We start from the raw sequence: 18,525 nt of genomic DNA on the forward strand, positions 1-18,525 counted from the left end.
GACGCCGCGTGACTGAACTGACTCCATTGCAAAACCTCTGGCTCACCGAAACCATCCGCCTGCGCGAAGAACACGCGGGGCCGCTGGATGATCTGGAAGCCAATCGTCTGGCCCGCGCCGCTGGCGGCGATCTGCCGAGCCGTATTGCGCGCCGGGCGTCATGGCTGGCCGAGCGTGACGGGCTGACCGCCGCGCTCAAGCACTGGCTGCAAGGCGCGCGCCTGGCGCTGGTGTTGTTGATGATCTTCGCGGTGCTGAGCGGCGCCGGCCTGGCTTTCGCCGCCCTCGGGCAGACGCCGGTGAATGTGTTCTGGGCGCTGGGCAGTCTGCTGGGGATCAATCTGATTTTGCTGCTGAGCTGGGCGCTGGGTTTGATTTTCGCTGGCGAACACGGCGCCACGCTTGGGCGTTTGTGGCTGTGGCTCAGCGAAAAACTCGCCCGCGATGCCAAAGCCGCGCAACTGGCGCCGGCCCTGCTGTTGCTGCTGCAACGCAAGAAGCTCAACCGCTGGGCACTCGGCGCGTTGGTCAATGGCCTGTGGCTGCTGGCGATGCTCAGCGCGTTGATCCTGCTGCTGGCGCTGATGGCCACGCGGCGCTACGGCTTCGTCTGGGAAACCACGATCCTCGGCGCCGACACTTTCATCCACGTCACCCAGGCCCTCGGCTATTTGCCGTCGCTGCTTGGCTTCAACGTGCCGACTGAGGAAATGATCCGCGCCAGCGGCGCCGGCGCACTGGATATTGAAAGCGCGCGACAGGCCTGGGCGACGTGGCTGGTCGGTGTGCTGGTGGTCTACGGCGTGCTGCCGCGCCTGCTGCTCGCGCTGTTCTGCCTGTGGCGCTGGAACAGCGGCAAAGCCGCGCTGCGCCTGGACCTGAATCTGCCCGGCTACGCGCAACTGCGCGAACGGTTGATGCCAACCAGCGAACGCCTCGGCGTCAACGACCCTGCGCCTGCGCAACTGCATCGTGTCGAGAGCAACGTCGGCGAAATCGCCAGCGAGGGCGCGCTGCTGGTAGCGATCGAGTTGGACGAACAGCGCCCATGGCCACCCGCGCTGCCGAAAAACGTCAGCAACGCGGGCATCCTCGACAGTCGCGAATCGCGGCACAAACTGCTCGAACAACTCAGTCGCTTCCCGCCGGCGCGGCTGGCCATCGCCTGCGATCCGCGACGCTCGCCGGATCGCGGCAGCCTCGCGCTGATCGCCGAACTCGCACGCAATGCCGGCGCCACTCGCATCTGGCTGCTGCAAGCGCCGCCTGGCGAAGCGCTGGACGGGCAACGTCTGGGTGACTGGCACGCGGCGCTGCAACAACTGGAATTGCCGTTCGCCGATTGCGCGCCGATGAACTGGCTGGAGAGCGGACATGACTGATACACGCAAGGCGCCGCTGAAACTGGCGGTGGTTGGCCACACCAACGTCGGCAAGACCTCGCTGCTGCGCACGCTGACCCGTGACGTCGGCTTCGGCGAAGTCTCGCATCGGCCGAGTACCACACGGCATGTCGAAGGCGCGCGGTTGTCGGTGGATGGCGAGCCGTTACTCGATCTGTACGACACGCCGGGGCTGGAAGATGCGATTGCCCTGCTCGATTTTCTCGAGCGTCTGGAACGCCCCGGCGAACGCCTCGACGGCCCGGCGCGGCTGGCGCGGTTTCTCGACGGCAGCGAGGCGCGCCAGCGTTTCGAACAGGAAGCCAAGGTGCTGCGACAGCTGCTCGCCTCCGACGCCGGTCTGTATGTGATCGATGCCCGCGAGCCGGTGCTGGCCAAGTACCGCGACGAGCTGCAAGTGCTCGCCAGTTGTGGCAAACCGCTGCTGCCAGTGCTGAATTTCGTGAGCAGCGCCAACCATCGCGAACCCGACTGGCGTGAAGCCTTGGCGCGGCTCGGGCTGCACGCCTTGGTGCGTTTCGACAGCGTCGCGCCACCCGAGGATGGCGAGCGGCGCTTGTACGAGAGCCTCGCCCTGCTATTGGAAAACGCCCGGCCGCAACTGGAGCGGTTGATCGCCGACCAGCAGGCGCAGCGCCTCGCCCGTCAGCAAAGCGCCGCACGCCTGATTGCCGAATTGCTGATCGACTGCGCTGCGTGCCGGCGCAGTGTGGTCAGCGAAGCCGAGCAGGAACAGCAGGCGATCAGCGAGCTGCGCAAAGCCGTACGCCAGCGTGAGCAGAAATGCGTTGAGGCGTTGCTCAAGCTCTACGCGTTTCGCCCGCAGGACGCGGCGGCCAGTGACTTGCCGCTGCTCGACGGGCGTTGGGGCGATGACCTGTTCAACCCGGAAACCCTGAAACAACTCGGCGTGCGCGTCGGCGGCGGCATTGCTGCCGGTGCAGCGGCCGGGGCTGGCGTGGATTTGCTGGTCGGCGGCATTACCCTCGGCGCGGCAGCACTGGCCGGGGCGATCGCCGGCGGCGCCCTGCAAACCGCGCGCAGTTACGGCAGTCGCCTGCTCGGCAAGATCAAAGGCCAGCGGGAACTGACGGTGGATGACGCCGTGCTGCGTTTGTTGGCATTGCGCCAGCGCCAGTTGCTGTTGGCGCTGGATCAGCGCGGGCATGCGGCGATGGACAGCATTAAAGTTGCCACGCCTGTGGATAAAACCTGGCGCGAGGGCAAGTTGCCCGAGGCCTTGGGCAAGGCCCGGGCGCATCCGCAGTGGTCGTCGCTCAATCCCCATCCGAAGCTGAATCAGGCGCAAAGGCAGGAGCAGGTTGAGGCGTTGGTCAAGGCGTTGTAGCGGCTGTTCCGGCCTCTTCGCGAGCAAGCCCGCTCCCACAGTTTGATCGCATTCGTTCAGGGGGTACCCGGTCAAATGTGGGAGCGGGCTTGCTCGCGAATGCAGCACCTCGGTTCCAAGGGTTTACGCCGCCAGCAGCCGCGCCGCTTTCTCTTTCAGCATCGCCAAATCAATCACCGGCACCGCCATTTCCTTGGCCAACTCATCCCACTGGCGCATCCGCAGGCTGACAGCACACAACGGATCCCGCTCAAACATATCCGCCTCAGCCTCACTCATCACCCCACCCTGATATTCCAGCGTGCGCCGACTCGCCTCACTCAACCGCGCGTAATACCCCGGCTCACGCAACGTCAGATAGCGCTTGGCCTGAACGTGATATTCGACCAGCCGCGCCAGCCGCTCGCTGAAACCGGCCTCACGCAGATAAGCCGCACCGAGCCGTTCATGGCTGACCACGCCGTAACCGCCCATGTTGTCCGCGCCCTCGGCACACAAATGGCCGATGTCATGGAAAAACGCCGCCAGCACCACTTCATCGTCACAGCCCTCGGCCATGGCCAGCTCGGCCGCTTGCGACATGTGCTCGAGCTGCGACACCGGTTCGCCGATGTAATCACTGGCGCCGAAGCGTTCGTACAAGCCGAACACCCGCGCCACCACTTGCTCCGGATTCATGCCTCCTCCAGCAACTGCGCAATGTCGCGCTCGGCCATCGCCGGGCCGACGCTCATGCCGACGCCGGTGTGCATCAGCGCCACGCTCAACCCCGGTGCCGGGCGCAGGAATGAAAACGGCCCCGGCCCACGAGCACCATAGACGCCCTGCCAGCGTTCGACCACTTGGAGCGTGCAGCCCAACGTCTGCTCGGCCAGTTGCAGCATCCAGTCGTCAATCTGCTCGGCGTTGAACGGTGAAGCATCGCTGCCGTAATGATGCGAATCGCCGATGATCAGCTCGCCATGGGGCGTCGGGCTGATCAGCAGGTGAATGCCGTTGGCGTGCAGGTGTGGATGCTCGCGGATGATCTGCGCCTGCACCGCTGCGGCTTCCGGCAGATCGGCGAAAGCGCCGTAGTGCACGCAGCTCAGGCCGGTGAGCACGGCGTGTTGCAGGTTCAACTCGATGCTTGGTCTGGCGCGGAGCATTTGCAAACGACACACCTGCGGATTGAGCGCAGCAATCGGCTCGGCCAGCAGGGTCTGATAATCGTGACCGGAGCAGACGATGATCTGCTTTGCAGTGAAGTCACCGACAGTGCTGCGCAGTCGCCCCGGCTCAACGTCGCGCACCAGCGTGGAAAAATGAAACTCGACACCGAGATCGCGGCGCAGGTAGTCGATCAGCGCCGGAATCGCTTCGCGTGAATATAACTGTTGATCATCCCTGCCATGCAGCGCGGCGCGGTGATGGCTGAACTGGCCGCCATACAGATCGCGCAGTGCAGCGCCGCGCAGCAGCTCAACGTTGTAGCCGTGTTCCAGCGCACGAGCGGCGCAGAACGCTTCCAGCAAATCTTCTTCGGCTTCGCTGCGGGCGAACAGGTAAGAACCATTGCGCTTGATCTGCAGACCGGCGAGCTGCGCCCAGTCGCCCCAGATCTCGCGGCTGGCCTTGGCCAGTTCGAGCATGGTGCCAGGCGGCTGGCCGGTGACCAGCGCCTGGCCGAAGTTGCGCACCGAAGCGCCGAGGGGCGTGGCGGTGCGTTCGAATACCGCAACTTTCAGCCCGCGTTTGGCGGCGGCGTAGGCGTGGGACAGGCCGAGGATGCCGGCGCCGACGATGAGCAGGTCTTTGTGTTGTGTCATATGGGATTGTCCTGCATGAAAGACCGCTTTCGCGAGCAAGCCCGCTCCCACAGGTGATTTTGGTGCCCACAACATGTGTGTTCACTAAAGATCCAATGCGAGAGTTCGCCAGTCCCATAGGGAATTGTGCTGTGAACACGGTCCAATGTGGGAGCGGGCTTGCTCGCGAAGGGGCCTCGTCAGTCGATAGAAATCTTACTTGGCAGCCACTTTCTCGGACTTGCCGTCATAGCGCTTGCGCCATTCAGCCAGGATCTCGTCGCGATTCTTCGAGGCCCAGGCAAAGTCGTTCTTGATCAGACGCTGCTCATAATCGGCGGGCAATTCGGTTTGCGGTTTGGCGATCCCCGGCTGGGCGAGCACGGCGAAGTTCTCTTTGTACAGGTCCATCGCCTCGGCGCTGGCGGAGAAATCGGCGAGTTTCTTCGCCGCCTCTTCGTGCGGCGTGCCTTTGATTACCGCTGTCGCTTCGATCTCCCAGCCCAGGCCTTCCTTCGGCAGGATGATGTCCAGCGGCGCGCCCTGGCGCTTGAGCTGAACGGCCGGGTACTCGAAGGAAATACCGATCGGGAATTCACCCGCGGCCGCCAGTTTGCACGGCTTGGAACCGGAGTGAACGTACTGGCCGATGTTCTGGTGCAGGCCGTCCATATAGGCCCAGCCCTGCTTCTCGCCGAAGGTCTGCAGCCAGGCGCTGACGTCGAGGAAACCGGTGCCGGACGACGCCGGGTTAGGCATAACGATCTTGCCCTTGTACTCAGGCTTGGTCAGGTCCTGCCAGCTCACTGGCTTGGTCAAACCCTGTTTTTCGGCCTCGACCGTGTTGAAGCAGATGGTCGCCGCCCAGACGTCCATGCCGACCCACGCTGGCGGGTTGGCAGCGTCGCGGTAGTTCGCGCCGATCTTGCCGAGGTCCTTCGGCGCATAGCTTTGCAGCATGCCTTGCTGATCGAGGATCGCCAGGCTCGACGCCGCCAGTCCCCACACCGCGTCAGCCTGCGGACGAGCCTTTTCGGCGAGCAGTTTAGCGGTGATGATCCCGGTGGAATCGCGCACCCATTTGATCTCGACGTCCGGGTTGGCCTTTTCAAAGGCCTCCTTGTAGGACTTCAGTTGTTCGGCTTCGAGGGCGGTGTACACCGTCAACTCGGTTTTTGCCGCGAAGGCATTCAGGCTGAAAGTCGCGAGCACAGCAGCGGCCAGGGCCATAGGCTTGAACATGAGCGTTTTCCTGTAGATGAGTTGATCGGGTTTGCAATCAGTGACCGGGCGCGGTTTGCCGCCAGGCCTGGGACCGGCGCAGCAAACCGCGCGAAGCCCATGCCAGCAGCAGCGACACGCCGGCCGAGGTGAACAGAATCAGGGTCGACATCGCCGCCGCACCGCCGACGTTGCCGGCGTCGTCCATGTTCAGCACCGCCACCGCCGCGAGGATGGTGTCGGGGCTGTAGAGGAAGATCGCAGCGGAAACCGTGGTCATCGCCGAGACGAACAGGTAGCGCACGATGTCCAGCAGCGCCGGCAGGCAGATCGGCACGGTGACGCGCAGGTAATGCCGGTACAGCGGCGCCTTCAGCGACAGCGCCGCCGCTTCGAACTCGGCGTCGAGCTGGCGCAGTGCGGTGGTGGCGGTCATTTGTGCGGTGGTCAGATAGTGCGCGATGGTGCAGACGATCAGCAGCGTCATCGTCCCGTAGAGCACGTGCAGCGGATTGCCGGTGAGGTTGAAGAAGAAAACGTAACCCAGGCCAAGCACCAGCCCCGGCACCGCCATCGGGATGAAACTGAGCATGCGCAACGTCAGGTTCAAGCCGCGCTGGGTGCGGGTCTTCTCCATCAGATAAGCGCCGGTGAAGATCAGCACGCTGCCGATCAGCGCGGTGCCCAACGCCATTTTCAGACTGTTGCTGTAGGCGAGCCAGCCACCGCCGGCGGTCTCGTTGAACTGATAGTGGTTGAGCGACAGCGAAAGGTTGTATGGCCAGAACTTCACCAGCGACGAAAACACCGCCATGCCGAACACCAGAATCAACGCCGCGCTGATCAACAGCACAATCGCCAGATAGCAGCCATCGCGCATTGTCGACGGCAGCGGTTTGAACACTTGCGCGCGCCCGCTCATGGAGTCGCCGTGACGCCGACGCAGCCAAGCGTCGACCGCGAAACTGAACAGCGCCGGCAGCAACAGCACCATGCCGATCAACGCGCCGCGACCAAATTGCTGCTGGCCGACCACGGCCTTATAGGCTTCCAGCGCCAGCACTTGGTAATCGCCACCGACCACCACCGGCACACCGAAATCGGTGATGGTCAGGGTGAACACCAGGCAGAACGCGGCGAACACCGCTTGGCGGGTCGCCGGCCAGGTGATGCTGCGAAACGCCTTGGCCGGGCTGGCGCCCATGCTCGATGCGGCATCGAACAGCCGCGCATCGGCCAGCGACAACGCCGAGAGCAAAATCATCAGCGCATGCGGAAAGGTGTAAATCACCTCGCCGAGCACGATGCCCCAGAATCCGTAGATATTGTCCGAGAGCAACCCACGCAGCATGCCCTGGTTGCCGAACAGATAGACCAGCGCAATGCCCGGCAGCATCGACGGCGCCATCAGCGGCAGCAACGAGATGCCACGCCAGATGCCCTTCGCAGGAATCAGCGTGCGCTGCAACGCGTAGGCAAACAGGTAGGCCAGCGGTACGACGATGGCCGCGACGCTGAGGGAAACTTTCAGGCTGTTGCCGAGCAGCCAGTGGAAATTCGCGCTGGTCACTAGTTCTTTCGCCGCGAGCCATCCGCCGCCCTGCCCGGCGTCATTGCTGAAACCGCGCCAGAAGATCGCCAGCAATGGCAGCAGTACCGCGACACCGAGCAACAGCAGCAAAAGGATTTTGCCGCCGACCACGAAGACCCGGTCGCCCACCTCGGCACGGGACGTCTGCCGTACCTGCTTGGTCGGCAAGGGCAAGGCAATCCCGGCGCTCATCAGGCAAACACCTGCAGGCTGCGCGGCGGCAAGGCGACCATGATCTGCTGGGCACCGAGGCGCGGCATCGCTTCCGGGGCGAGTTCGGCGAGCAGTGCATGGCCCGGCAATTGATCGAGTTCGAAGCTCATGCGGCAGCGGTTGCCGAGAAAGGTGATCTCGCGGACCTTGGCCGGGAACAGGTTTTCTTCGTGCACCGGCGGGTTGACGTTGATCGCTTCCGGGCGGCAGAACAGTCGACCCGAGGCGCTCTGCACGCTGCCATCGGCCAGACGCATATTCATCCCGCCGACCTGGGCGTGACTGTCGCCGCTGCGCTGGAACGGCAGCCAGTTGCCCTGGCCGACGAACTCAGCCACAAACGGCGTGGCCGGGCGGTTGTAGATTTCCTGCGGGGTGGCGTATTGCTCGACGCGGCCGTTGTTCATCACGGCGATGCGGTCGGCCATCAGCATGGCTTCGTCCTGGTTGTGCGTGACCATCAGCGTGGTGATGCCAAGGTTGCGCTGCAGTTGGCGCAGCTCGGTGCACAGATGCTCACGAACGCGGGCGTCCAGGGCTGACATCGGTTCATCAAGCAACAACAGCGACGGTGCCGGCGCCAGCGCGCGGGCCAGCGCTACACGCTGCTGTTGGCCGCCGGACAATTGGCCGGGGTACTTTTTCTCGCTGCCGGTCAGGCCGACCAGTTCGAGCATTTGACCGACCCGGCGACGCACTTCATCGCGACCACTACCGGCGAGGCCGTAGGCAATGTTCGCTTCAACGGTCAGATTGGGGAACAGCGCGTAGGACTGGAACAGAATCCCGTAATCGCGGGCCTGCGGGGCAAGGTGCGAGACGTCGCGCTCGCCCAGATACAACTCGCCGCTGTCCTGCTTCTCCAGCCCGGCGATGCAGCGTAGCAGCGTGGTCTTGCCACAGCCCGACGGGCCGAGCAGACAGACCAGTTCACCGGCGGCGACATCGAGCGAGACGTTATCCAGCGCGGTGAACGCGCCGAAGCGCTTCTGTACGCTCCGCACTTTCATCGGCGCACCGGGGTGGGTCAGGACAGTTGCGATGGCAGGGTTCATGGACAGACCTCATCAAACGGATGAGGCCAATCCTAGGGTTGTAATGCGTCCGTCATGTGGCAGCGAGGCAAAAAGCGCCGATAGTGACATTCGGGGATTTTGGTTCACCGCCGATCGTTCCCATGCGGAGCGTGGGAACGATCATTATGCGGGGGACATTTCCTGCGCCAGGCCAAGAAATGCCGCCGGCAACCGCGCGCCTTTGCGCTCTTTCAGGCAATACAGATACTCGGGAATCTGCGGCGCATTCTCGATGCTCAGCACGCGCAGCTGCGGATCGTGCGGCACTTCCTGGCGAGCGATGATGCTGATGCCGATGTTGCGCAGCACCGCCTCGCGGATCGATTCGCGGCTGCCGATCTCCAGCAACGGCCCGAAGCTCACGCCGGCGCCGGCCAGCAACTCTTCGGTCAGCCTCCGCGTGGTCGAGCCGGACTCACGCATCAACAAGGTATGCCCGGCCAGCGCGGTCAACGCCACATGCGTCTGCGTCGCCAACGGGTGGTTGCGATGCACCGCCAGCACCAGCGGATCGGTGCCCAGCACGCGGCGAATCAGCCGCGCGTCATCCAGCAGCTGCGATGACGCGGCGATGTCCACCCGGTAATCCTCCAGCGCTTCGAGGACTTGCTGCGAGTTGCCGATCTCCACCGACACTTCCACCTGCGGCAAGCGTTCGCGAAAGGTCTTCACCAGATCGAGGATGTAATACGGCGCCGTCGCGGCGATGCGCAACGTGCCTTGCACCTGGCCGCTGTTGCGCAGAAAGAACTCTATGTCGGCCTCCTGCTGCAACAGCGTCTTGACCATCGGCAGCAGCCGCGCGCCTTCGTCGCTGACACTCAGACGCCGGCCGCCGCGGTAGAACAGCTCCACCGAATACTGGCTTTCCAGATTGCGGATCTGCGTGGTCACGGTGGGTTGGCTGAGGCCGAGTTTCTTCGCCGCCAGCGTGATGCTGCCCAGGCGGGCGACCATGTAAAACGCTTTCAGCTCGGCACTCAGCACAACCCACCCTCGTCACTTACTTGCGCAGCAGGCGCAAACCGTTGAACACCACCAGCAGGCTCACGCCCATGTCGGCGAACACTGCCATCCACATGGTGGCGAGCCCGGCGAAGGTTACCCCAAGAAAGATAGCCTTGATCACCAAGGCCAGGGCGATGTTCTGTTTCAGGATGCTGGCGGTATTGCGCGACAGGCTGATGAACGCCGGGATCTTGCGCAAATCGTCGTCCATCAGGGCAACATCGGCGGTTTCGATCGCGGTGTCGGTGCCGGCAGCGGCCATGGCAAAACCGATCTCGGCGCGAGCCAGTGCCGGCGCGTCATTGATGCCGTCGCCGACCATGCCGACCCGGTGGCCCTGCTTGTACAAATCTTCAATGGCTTGCAGCTTGTCGGTCGGCAGCAAATCGCCGCGCGCCTCGTCGATGCCGACCTGGGCGGCAATCGCTTGCGCGGTGTGGACGTTGTCGCCGGTCAGCATCAGGGTTTTCACCCCGAGTTCATGCAGCTGACGAATCGCTTCGCGGCTGGTTTCCTTGACCGTGTCGGCCACGGCGAACAGCGCCAGCGGGCCTGAGTTGTCGAGCAGCAGCACCACGGATTTGCCCTGTTGTTCCAGCGCGAACAGCTTCTCTTCCAGTTGCGGCGAGCAAAGGCCCAATTCTTCAACCAGACGATGGTTGCCCAAGTGATAAGTCTGGCCGTTGATATCGCCTTTGACGCCCCGCCCGCCCAGTGCCTCGAAGTTGTCCACAGGCAGTGCGCTTAAGTTTTTATCCACAGCGGCACTGGCAATCGCCAGCGACACCGGATGATCGGAGCGCCCGGCCAGCGCGGCAGCGATGGCCGGCGCGCTGGCATCGGCTGTCGGATCGAGCGACAGGTAATCGGTCTGCACCGGTTTGCCGTGGGTGATCGTGCCGGTCTTGTCCAGCGCCAGATAATCGAGCTTGAAACCGCCTTCCAGATACACGCCGCCCTTGACCAGAATGCCCTTGCGCGCGGCTGCCGCGAGGCCACTGACGATGGTCACCGGGGTGGAAATCACCAGTGCGCACGGGCAGGCAACCACCAGCAACACCAGCGCGCGGTAGATCCAGTCGAACCACGCCGCGCCCATGAACAACGGCGGGATGATCGCCACGGCCAAGGCGAAGACGAACACCGCCGGGGTGTAGATTTTCGAGAATTGATCAACGAAGCGCTGCGTGGGTGCCCGCGCGCCCTGGGCCTGTTCAACGGCGTGAATGATTCGCGCCAGCGTCGAGTTGTTCGCCGCAGCGGTGACCGTGTATTCCAGCGAGCCGGCCTGATTGATGGTGCCAGCGAAGACTTTATCGCCGACAGTTTTTTCCACCGGCAGGCTTTCACCGGTGATCGGTGCCTGATCAATGGTCGAGCTGCCGCTGACCACCGCGCCGTCCAGGGCGATGCGTTCGCCGGGTTTCACCCGCACGCGGGCGCCCAGTTCGACGCTTTTGACCTCTTGTTCGCGCCAGTTGCCGTCGGCCTGCAAAACCGTGGCTTGCTCGGGAGTCATTTGCATCAAGCCACTGATCGCATTGCGCGCGCGGTCCAGCGAGCGTGCTTCGATCAGTTCAGCAACGGTGAAGAGGAACATCACCATCGCCGCTTCCGGCCACTGGCCGATGAGGATCGCGCCGGTCACGGCGATGCTCATCAGTGCGTTTATGTTGAGGTTGAAGTTCTTCAGGGCAATCCAGCCCTTTTTGTAGGTGCCGAGGCCGCCGCTGAGGATCGACACCAGCGCAACAATCGCCACCACCCAGTCGGGTGCGGCGCTGGTGAAGTGGATGACTTCGGCGCCCAGCGCGGTCAGGCCGGACAGCGCCAGTGGCCACCAGTGTTTTTTCACCGCAGCCGGGGCCGGCGCGTCGACACCCGCCTCGAGCGGCTCGGCGTGCATGCCGAGGGATTTGATCGCCTCGGTGATCGGCTCGGTGCCCGGCAGATTATGGGTCACGCCAAGCACACGATTGATCAGATTGAATTCCAGCTGCTGCACGCCGGCCAGTTTGCCGAGCTTGTTCTGGATCAGCGTCTGCTCGGTCGGGCAGTCCATTGCCTCGATGCGGAAGCTGCTCAGGCGCGCGTCGGCGCTGGTCTTGTCACTCAGTTGCACCAATGCCGGCGCTGCGGCTTTCGACGAGCAGCAGGCATCGCCGCCGTGGGAGTGTTTATGCACCGGCTGCAATTTATGACTGTGATCGTGGCCGTCGCCGGGCTTGTGGGTGTGCAGGGAATCGCTCATTGGTCGCGTCCATGAAGGTGCCTGTTGCCAAGTAAAGACCCTGTAGCCACTATAGGGTCAAGCACCCTTTTGGAGATGGCCGTCATGAAGATCGGCGAACTGGCGAAACTCACCGACTGCGCCGTGGAAACCATCCGCTACTACGAGCGCGAAAACCTCCTGCCGGAACCGGCGCGCAGCGACGGCAACTACCGCGTCTACACCCAGGCCCACGCCGAGCGCCTGACCTTCATCCGCAACTGCCGCACCCTCGACATGACCCTCGAAGAAATCCGCAGCCTCCTCGCCCTGCGCGACAGCCCGCAGGATCAGTGCGAGAGCGTCAATGCGCTGATCGACGAACATATTCAGCACGTGAAGGCGCGAATTGATGGGTTATTGGCGTTGCAGACACAACTGCTCGACCTGCGCCAACGCTGTGGCGAAGGGCCGGAGGCGGATCAATGCGGGATTTTGCAGCGCCTGGAAGTGAGTGGCGGGGTTGTGGCGACCGAGGTTGAGCATTCCCATGTGGGCCGTAGCCACGGCCATTAAACTGGCACGGCATTCAATGTGGGAGCGGGCTTGCTCGCGAAAGCAGCGTGTCAGTCGACATCATCGTTAACTGATACACCGCTTTCGCGAGCAAGCCCGCTCCCACAGAGTTTTGCGTATGGACTATCAGACCGCCATCGGCGCGGTCATCGGCGGATGGTGCTCATAGCCTTCCAGCGAGAAATCGCTCGGCTCGACCAATTCCAGCCACTCCGGCTGATATACACCAGTCTTGGCAAACTCCGGCACGCGATCGGAGATCTTCAGTTTCGGCATGGCAAACGGCTCGCGCTTGAGCTGTTCGTTGAGCATGTCCAGGTGGTTCTCGTAGACGTGCGCATCGCCGATGAAATAGGTGAACCAGCGCGGCGTGTAGCCGGTCAGGCGACCGATCAGGCTCAGCAGCGCGGCGCCTTCGGTGAGGTTGAACGGCGTGCCCAGGCCCAGATCGTTGGAGCGGATGTAGAGAGTCAGGGAGATTTCCTTGGTCTCGACATTCGGGTGGAACTGATACAGCAGGTGGCACGGCGGCAGGGCCATTTCATCGAGTTGGGCGCAGTTCCAGCCGTGGAACAGAATGCGGCGGCTGCCCGGATCCTTGATGATCGTGTCGACGCACTGGCGCACCTGATCGATCGCCTTGTACAGCACGACGTAGGCCTGGCCGTCTTCTTCGCCCTGAGCGATCTGCTTGTAGCCATTGCTCAGGGTTTGTTCGATAGCGGCCGTATTGCTCAGCGGGATCTGCTTGTACGCCGGCCATTTACGCCACTGCACGCCGTAGATTTCGCCGAGGTCGTCGTCGCCCTGACGGAACGGGTTGGCCAGCCACTGCGCGTTTTCGTTGGCGTTCTGGTCCCAGACCTTGCAGCCCAGCGCGCGGAATTCAGCGGCGTTGTTCACGCCACGCAGAAAGCCGCACATCTCGCCGATGGCCGATTTGAAGGCCATTTTGCGCGTGGTGATCGCCGGGAAGCCTTCCTGCAGATCGAAACGCAGCATCGCCCCCGGGAAACTGATGGTGTTGATGCCGGTGCGGTTGGCCTGCTTGGTGCCGTTCTGAATGACGTGCGAGACCAGTTCGAGATATTGCTTCATGAGTTACCTGTGTCCTTTGAGCCCCGGCGTTGCGCGCCGGGGTTCGTAGTTTATGCCGTCGGTGCGAGCGGCGCTGCCGGGGCGCGACGATAGGCCAGCCAGATCAGGAACAGCCCGCCGACGATCATCGGCACGCAGAGCACCTGGCCCATGGTCAGCCAGTTCCACGCCAGATAACCCAACTGGGCATCAGGCACGCGGACGAACTCGACGATGAAACGGAAGATGCCGTAGAACAGCGCGAACATGCCCGACACTGCCATGGTTGGCCGCGGTTTGCGCGAGAAGATCCACAGGATCAGGAACAGTGCCACGCCTTCGAGGGCGAACTGATACAGCTGCGAAGGGTGGCGCGGCAGTTGCGCCGGATCGCTGAACGGTGGGAACACCATCGCCCATGGCACGTCAGTGGCCTTGCCCCACAGCTCGGCGTTGATGAAGTTGCCGATACGCCCGGCGCCCAGGCCGATCGGCACCATCGGCGCGACGAAGTCCATCAACTGGAAGAACGACTTGCCATTGCGCTTGCCGAACCACAGGGCCGCGAGCATCACGCCGATGAAGCCGCCATGGAACGACATGCCGCCCTTCCACACTTCGAAAATCAGCGTCGGGTTGGCCAGATAAGCGCTCAGGTCGTAGAACAGCACGTAACCCAGACGGCCGCCGACGATCACGCCCATCGATAGCCAGAACACCAAGTCGGAGAGTTTCTCCTTGGTCCAGGTCGGGTCGAAACGATTGAGCCGGCGCGACGCCAACAGCCACGCGCCGCCGATGCCGATCAGGTACATCAGACCGTACCAGTGGATTTTCAGCGGACCGATGGCCAGGGCCACCGGGTCGATCTGCGGGTAAGGCAGCATTGCGACTCCTCGTAAGAGTGAAACCAAAATTCCCGGGCGACACTGCCACCACAGGATTAAGCCAGGATTTTTACAGCAGGAAGCTCAACCCGACGCTGAACAGCAAAGCGGCGAACAGCCGTTTCAGCAAACGCGGCGACAACCTGTGCGCCAGACGCGCGCCGAGACGGGCGAAAACCATGCTGGTCAGGGCAATGCCCAACAACGCCGGCAAATACACAAAACCGAGACTATGCGGTGGCAACAACGGATCGTGCCACCCCAGAATCATGAAACTTGCCGCACTGGCCAAAGCGATCGGCAGACCACACGCCGACGACGTCGCCACAGCCTGCTGCATTGGCACGCTGCGCCAGGTCAGAAACGGCACGGTCAGCGAGCCGCCACCAACGCCGAAGATCGCCGAGGCCCAGCCAATCACCGTGCCAGCGGCAGTCAGACCGAGCTTGCCCGGTACCGTTCGACTGGCCTTGGGTTTGACATCCAGCGCCAGTTGCACGGCAATCACCAGAGCAAATACGCCGATGATTTTTTGCAGGTTCGGCCCGGAGATCGCCTCTGCCGTCAGCGCGCCGAAACCGGCGCCGAGCAGAATACCCAAGGTCATCCAGCGAAAAATCGCCCAGCGCACTGCGCCGCGACGGTGATGTTCACGCACGGCGTTGACCGAGGTGAATATGATCGTCGCCAGCGACGTCCCCACCGCCAGATGCGTGAGGATCGACTGATCGAAACCTTGCAGGGTGAAACTGAACACCAGCACCGGGACGATGATGATCCCGCCGCCAACGCCAAACAGCCCCGCGAGCACGCCCGCACAGGCGCCGAGCGCCAGGTAGAGCAGAAATTCCATGACCGTCTCCAGCACGCGTCGGCAAAACAGGAGCGGCATGTTAACGGATGCGCAGCCTTCTGCTCCACTGGCGATGGATGCACGGACGCCGGATGCGTAGAGTGGGCAAAAAACACACAAGGACCACCTTATGTGCCTGATCGTTTTCGCCTGGCGCCCGGGCCATGCCCAGCCGCTGATCGTCGCGGCCAACCGCGACGAATTCTACGCCCGCCCCAGCCTGCCATTGGCGCCATGGCCCGAGGCGCCGCATGTGCATGCCGGGCGCGATCTTGAAGCCGGCGGCACCTGGCTGGGGATCGGCGCCAACGCGCGCTTCGCTGCGCTGACCAATATCCGCGATCCGCAGCAGCCGCCCGCAACCAAATCCCGTGGCGAACTGGTGGCGCGTTTTCTCACGGGTAATCTGTCGATTGATGATTATTTGAGCGATGTGGTGGGCCGTGCAGCGGAATATGCCGGGTTCAATCTTCTGCTGGGCAATGCCCATGAGTTTTGGCATTTCAATGCGAGAGCGTCGGAGGCGGTGATGCTGCAACCGGGGATCTATGGATTATCCAACGCGGGGCTTGATACGCCGTGGCCGAAACTGCTCAAGGCCAAGGCTGCGTTGAATGCGGTACTGGATGATCCGCAGCCTGAGCGGTTGCTGGCCTTGCTGAGCGATGCGCAGACCGCACCCGAGGCCGAGTTGCCGGATACCGGGGTGGGCCTGGCAACGGAAGCGTTGTTGTCGAGTGTGTTCATTGCCAGCCAGAGTTATGGCACGCGGGCGAGTACAGCGTTGATCGTGCAGGCAGACGGGACGCGGCGAATGGTGGAGCGCAGCTTTGGGCCGTATGGCGGGCATTTGGGCGAGGTGGAAGTTACCCTTTAGCGGCGTTTGAACTGACGTATTCGCGAGCAAGCCCGCTCCCACATTCGACCGCATTGTAGAACTCGGTCAAATGTGGGAGCGGGCTTGCTCCGGGCGGCGTTCCGACGAAGAGGCCCTCAAGGTTCTAGAGAGCCTTGGTGACGACCGGGGAATTCATCTTCGCCAGGCCAAGATTCTTCAGCGCCAGTTGCAGCGAGCTGTGGATAACTTGCGGGTTATCGATCTTCATCAGTTCCGCCAGCATCTCCTGCGCCTTGCTCAGGTTCACCTGGCGCAGCATCCACTTCACCTTCGGCAGGTTGGTGGCGTTCATCGACAGGCTGTCGAAACCCATCGCCATCAACAGCACTGCCGCCGCCGGATCACCGGCCATCTCGCCGCAGATGCTCACCGGTTTGCCTTCGGCGTGCGCATCGGTGACCACGGTTTGCAGGGCTTGCAGCACCGCCGGGTGCAGATAGTCGTAGAGATCGGCCACACGCGGGTTGTTGCGGTCTACCGCCAGCAGATACTGAGTCAGGTCGTTGGAGCCGACCGAGAGGAAGTCGACCATCCGCGCCAGCTCTTTGGTCTGGTACACCGCGGCCGGGATTTCGATCATCACGCCGATCGGCGGCATCGGCACGTCGGTGCCTTCGTCGCGCACCTCGCCCCAGGCACGGTGGATCAGGTGCAGGGCTTCTTCGAGTTCGTGGGTGCCGGAGATCATCGGCAGCAGAATCCGCAGGTTGTTCAGGCCTTCGCTGGCCTTGAGCATCGCACGGGTCTGCACCAGGAAGATTTCCGGGTGGTCGAGGGTAACGCGAATACCGCGCCAGCCGAGGAACGGGTTGTCTTCCTTGATCGGGAAGTACGACAGCGACTTGTCACCGCCGATGTCGAGGCTGCGCATGGTCACCGGTTGCGGGTGGAACGCGGCGAGCTGTTCGCGGTAGATCGCCAGTTGTTCCTTCTCGCTCGGGAAGCGCTGGTTGATCATGAACGGCACTTCGGTGCGGTACAGGCCGACCCCTTCGGCGCCACGCTTCTGCGCCCGCGCCACATCGGCGAGCAGACCGGTGTTGACCCACAGCGGCATGCGGTGGCCATCAAGGGTCACGCACGGCAGGTCGCGCAGGGTATCGAGGCCCAGCGCCAGTTGCTTCTCTTCTTCGACGACTTCAGCGAACTGCTTGCGCAGCACTTCGCTCGGGTTGGTGTAGACCTCGCCGCGGGTGCCGTCGACGATCATTTCGATACCGTCGACCTTGGCGTACGGCAGGTCGACCAGACCCATCACGGTCGGAATGCCCATGGCCCGGGCGAGAATCGCGACGTGGGAGTTACCCGAACCGAGCACCGAAACCAGACCGACCAGCGTGCCTTCCGGCACCTCGCCGAGCATCGCCGGCGTCAGCTCTTCGCTGACCAGAATGGTTTTTTCCGGGTAGACCAGATTCTGCTGGCGCTCTTCCTGCAGATAGGCGAGCAGACGGCGGCCAAGGTCTTTGACGTCCGAGGCGCGCTCGCGCAGGTAGGCATCGTCCATCAGTTCGAAACGGTTGACGTGCTCAGTGACCACCTGGCGCAGCGCGCCCTGAGCCCACTGGCCGGTCTTGATCACGGTGGTGATTTCGCTGCCCAGCGAGGCATCGTCGAGCATCATCAAGTAAACGTCGAACAACGCGCGCTCTTCCGGGCGCAGTTGGGTCGCCAGTTTGGCGGACAACGCGCGCATGTCGGCGCGCACGCCTTCGATGGCGGTCTTGAACAGCGCCAGTTCAGCGTCGATGTCAGTGATGGTCTTGTCCGGCACCACGTCCAGATCCGCCGGTGGCAGCATGACCACGGCGGTACCGACGGCAGCACCGGGCGAACCCGGCACGCCGACGAATTTGGCTTCCTGAATGCCCTTGCCCTGCCGGCCCAGGCCACGGATCGAGCCGGTGGCCTCGGCGTGGGCGATAACGCCGGCGAGCTGCGCGCTCATGGTCACGAGGAAGGCTTCTTCGCCTTCGTCAAACTGACGACGTTCTTTTTGCTGAATGACCAACACGCCGACGACGCGGCGGTGGTGAATGATCGGTGCACCGAGGAACGAGGCGTAACGCTCTTCACCGGTTTCAGCGAAGTAGCGGTAACGAGGGTGAACCGAAGCGTTTTCCAGGTTCAGGGGTTCTTCACGCGTGCCGACCAGACCGACCAGACCCTCGTTGGGGGCCATGCTGACCTTGCCGATCGAGCGCTTGTTCAAGCCCTCGGTGGCCATCAGGACGAAGCGATTGGTTTCCGGATCAAGCAGGTAGACCGAGCAGACCTGGCTGCCCATGGCCTCTTTGACGCGCAACACAATAATCCCCAACGCCGCCTTGAGATCCTTGGCGGAGTTAACTTCCTGGACGATCTTGCGCAGCGTATTG

Annotated in this window: 15 protein-coding genes; 4 read left to right on the plus strand and 11 right to left on the minus strand. The window is 62.9% G+C overall.

Features of this window, described 5'->3' with window-relative positions; genetic code table 11:
- The first annotated feature begins 8 nt into the window (after positions 1-8).
- Together ACIGDJ_RS13630 and ACIGDJ_RS13635 are read left to right on the plus strand one after the other, a co-directional pair.
- Positions 9-1,382 (plus strand): DUF2868 domain-containing protein, encoded by a 1,374-nt coding sequence (locus tag ACIGDJ_RS13630; protein WP_397478651.1) that lies wholly within the window; start codon positions 9-11, stop codon positions 1,380-1,382.
- Positions 1,375-2,751: a GTPase/DUF3482 domain-containing protein gene (locus ACIGDJ_RS13635; RefSeq protein ID WP_397478652.1), complete on the plus strand. Its 1,377-nt coding sequence runs from the start codon at positions 1,375-1,377 to the stop codon at positions 2,749-2,751. The genes ACIGDJ_RS13630 and ACIGDJ_RS13635 overlap by 8 nt, the downstream gene beginning before the upstream one ends.
- A gap of 123 nt (positions 2,752-2,874) precedes the next feature.
- On the opposite strand, the gene ACIGDJ_RS13640 is transcribed toward ACIGDJ_RS13635, so the two are convergent.
- From ACIGDJ_RS13640 to ACIGDJ_RS13670, 7 genes are all read right to left on the minus strand, one after another.
- A complete protein-coding gene (locus tag ACIGDJ_RS13640) occupies positions 2,875-3,429 on the minus strand; it encodes a phosphonate degradation HD-domain oxygenase (RefSeq protein ID WP_397478653.1) in 555 nt (184 codons plus the stop codon).
- Positions 3,426-4,559, minus strand: coding sequence for a TIGR03364 family FAD-dependent oxidoreductase (locus ACIGDJ_RS13645; RefSeq protein ID WP_397478654.1), 1,134 nt, complete (start codon positions 4,557-4,559; stop codon positions 3,426-3,428). The genes ACIGDJ_RS13640 and ACIGDJ_RS13645 overlap by 4 nt, the downstream gene beginning before the upstream one ends.
- A 195-nt stretch (positions 4,560-4,754) precedes the next feature.
- Entirely contained in the window at positions 4,755-5,780 is a 1,026-nt protein-coding gene (locus ACIGDJ_RS13650) for a putative 2-aminoethylphosphonate ABC transporter substrate-binding protein (RefSeq protein WP_223027643.1), read from the minus strand.
- Positions 5,781-5,817: 37 nt separating this feature from the next.
- A complete protein-coding gene (locus tag ACIGDJ_RS13655) occupies positions 5,818-7,542 on the minus strand; it encodes a putative 2-aminoethylphosphonate ABC transporter permease subunit (protein WP_101161352.1) in 1,725 nt (574 codons plus the stop codon).
- Entirely contained in the window at positions 7,542-8,618 is a 1,077-nt protein-coding gene (locus tag ACIGDJ_RS13660; RefSeq protein WP_101161355.1) for a putative 2-aminoethylphosphonate ABC transporter ATP-binding protein, read from the minus strand. Before ACIGDJ_RS13660 ends, ACIGDJ_RS13655 begins: the two co-directional genes overlap by 1 nt.
- Positions 8,619-8,762: 144 nt before the next feature.
- Positions 8,763-9,626, minus strand: a complete 864-nt coding sequence (locus tag ACIGDJ_RS13665; protein WP_312999728.1) for a LysR family transcriptional regulator — start codon at positions 9,624-9,626, stop codon at positions 8,763-8,765.
- Positions 9,627-9,642: 16 nt separating this feature from the next.
- Complete coding sequence (locus tag ACIGDJ_RS13670) at positions 9,643-11,898, minus strand: heavy metal translocating P-type ATPase (protein WP_397478655.1); 2,256 nt, start codon at positions 11,896-11,898, stop codon at positions 9,643-9,645.
- Positions 11,899-11,982: 84 nt separating this feature from the next.
- Here ACIGDJ_RS13670 and cadR point away from each other — a divergent pair, with 84 nt between their 5' ends.
- Positions 11,983-12,432: a Cd(II)/Pb(II)-responsive transcriptional regulator gene (gene cadR, locus ACIGDJ_RS13675; protein WP_016772685.1), complete on the plus strand. Its 450-nt coding sequence runs from the start codon at positions 11,983-11,985 to the stop codon at positions 12,430-12,432.
- A 126-nt stretch (positions 12,433-12,558) separates the two neighbouring features.
- Here cadR and ACIGDJ_RS13680 read toward each other — a convergent pair whose 3' ends face one another.
- The 3 genes from ACIGDJ_RS13680 to ACIGDJ_RS13690 form a co-directional block, all read right to left on the minus strand.
- Positions 12,559-13,530: a thymidylate synthase gene (locus tag ACIGDJ_RS13680; RefSeq protein WP_016772684.1), complete on the minus strand. Its 972-nt coding sequence runs from the start codon at positions 13,528-13,530 to the stop codon at positions 12,559-12,561.
- 50 nt (positions 13,531-13,580) lie between these two features.
- On the minus strand, positions 13,581-14,396 hold the full coding sequence (gene lgt / locus ACIGDJ_RS13685; RefSeq protein ID WP_101161410.1) for a prolipoprotein diacylglyceryl transferase: 816 nt from the start codon (positions 14,394-14,396) through the stop codon (positions 13,581-13,583).
- A 70-nt stretch (positions 14,397-14,466) separates the two neighbouring features.
- Positions 14,467-15,249, minus strand: coding sequence for a sulfite exporter TauE/SafE family protein (locus tag ACIGDJ_RS13690; protein ID WP_397478656.1), 783 nt, complete (start codon positions 15,247-15,249; stop codon positions 14,467-14,469).
- Positions 15,250-15,379: 130 nt separating this feature from the next.
- Here ACIGDJ_RS13690 and ACIGDJ_RS13695 point away from each other — a divergent pair, with 130 nt between their 5' ends.
- A complete protein-coding gene (locus ACIGDJ_RS13695; RefSeq protein WP_397478657.1) occupies positions 15,380-16,126 on the plus strand; it encodes an NRDE family protein in 747 nt (248 codons plus the stop codon).
- Between the two features lie 124 nt (positions 16,127-16,250).
- On the opposite strand, the gene ptsP is transcribed toward ACIGDJ_RS13695, so the two are convergent.
- Positions 16,251-18,525 (minus strand): phosphoenolpyruvate--protein phosphotransferase (ptsP, locus tag ACIGDJ_RS13700; protein ID WP_397504564.1); only part of this gene is annotated, 2,275 nt, incomplete at its 5' end.

This window comes from Pseudomonas sp. NPDC079367, from assembly GCF_044542195.1.
Lineage (GTDB): Bacteria > Pseudomonadota > Gammaproteobacteria > Pseudomonadales > Pseudomonadaceae > Aquipseudomonas.

Bases quoted from the DNA above. Each gene is read 5' to 3' on its own strand.
- ACIGDJ_RS13660 (WP_101161355.1), bottom strand. From the start codon at position 8,618: ATGAACCCTGCCATCGCAACTGTCCTGACCCACCCCGGTGCGCCGATG.
- ACIGDJ_RS13645 (WP_397478654.1), bottom strand. From the start codon at position 4,559: ATGACACAACACAAAGACCTGCTCATCGTCGGCGCCGGCATCCTCGGC.
- cadR (WP_016772685.1), top strand. From the start codon at position 11,983: ATGAAGATCGGCGAACTGGCGAAACTCACCGACTGCGCCGTGGAAACC.
- ACIGDJ_RS13640 (WP_397478653.1), bottom strand. From the start codon at position 3,429: ATGAATCCGGAGCAAGTGGTGGCGCGGGTGTTCGGCTTGTACGAACGC.
- ACIGDJ_RS13695 (WP_397478657.1), top strand. From the start codon at position 15,380: ATGTGCCTGATCGTTTTCGCCTGGCGCCCGGGCCATGCCCAGCCGCTG.
- ACIGDJ_RS13655 (WP_101161352.1), bottom strand. From the start codon at position 7,542: ATGAGCGCCGGGATTGCCTTGCCCTTGCCGACCAAGCAGGTACGGCAG.
- ACIGDJ_RS13680 (WP_016772684.1), bottom strand. From the start codon at position 13,530: ATGAAGCAATATCTCGAACTGGTCTCGCACGTCATTCAGAACGGCACC.
- ACIGDJ_RS13690 (WP_397478656.1), bottom strand. From the start codon at position 15,249: ATGGAATTTCTGCTCTACCTGGCGCTCGGCGCCTGTGCGGGCGTGCTC.
- lgt (WP_101161410.1), bottom strand. From the start codon at position 14,396: ATGCTGCCTTACCCGCAGATCGACCCGGTGGCCCTGGCCATCGGTCCG.
- ACIGDJ_RS13650 (WP_223027643.1), bottom strand. From the start codon at position 5,780: ATGTTCAAGCCTATGGCCCTGGCCGCTGCTGTGCTCGCGACTTTCAGC.
- ACIGDJ_RS13635 (WP_397478652.1), top strand. From the start codon at position 1,375: ATGACTGATACACGCAAGGCGCCGCTGAAACTGGCGGTGGTTGGCCAC.
- ACIGDJ_RS13670 (WP_397478655.1), bottom strand. From the start codon at position 11,898: ATGAGCGATTCCCTGCACACCCACAAGCCCGGCGACGGCCACGATCAC.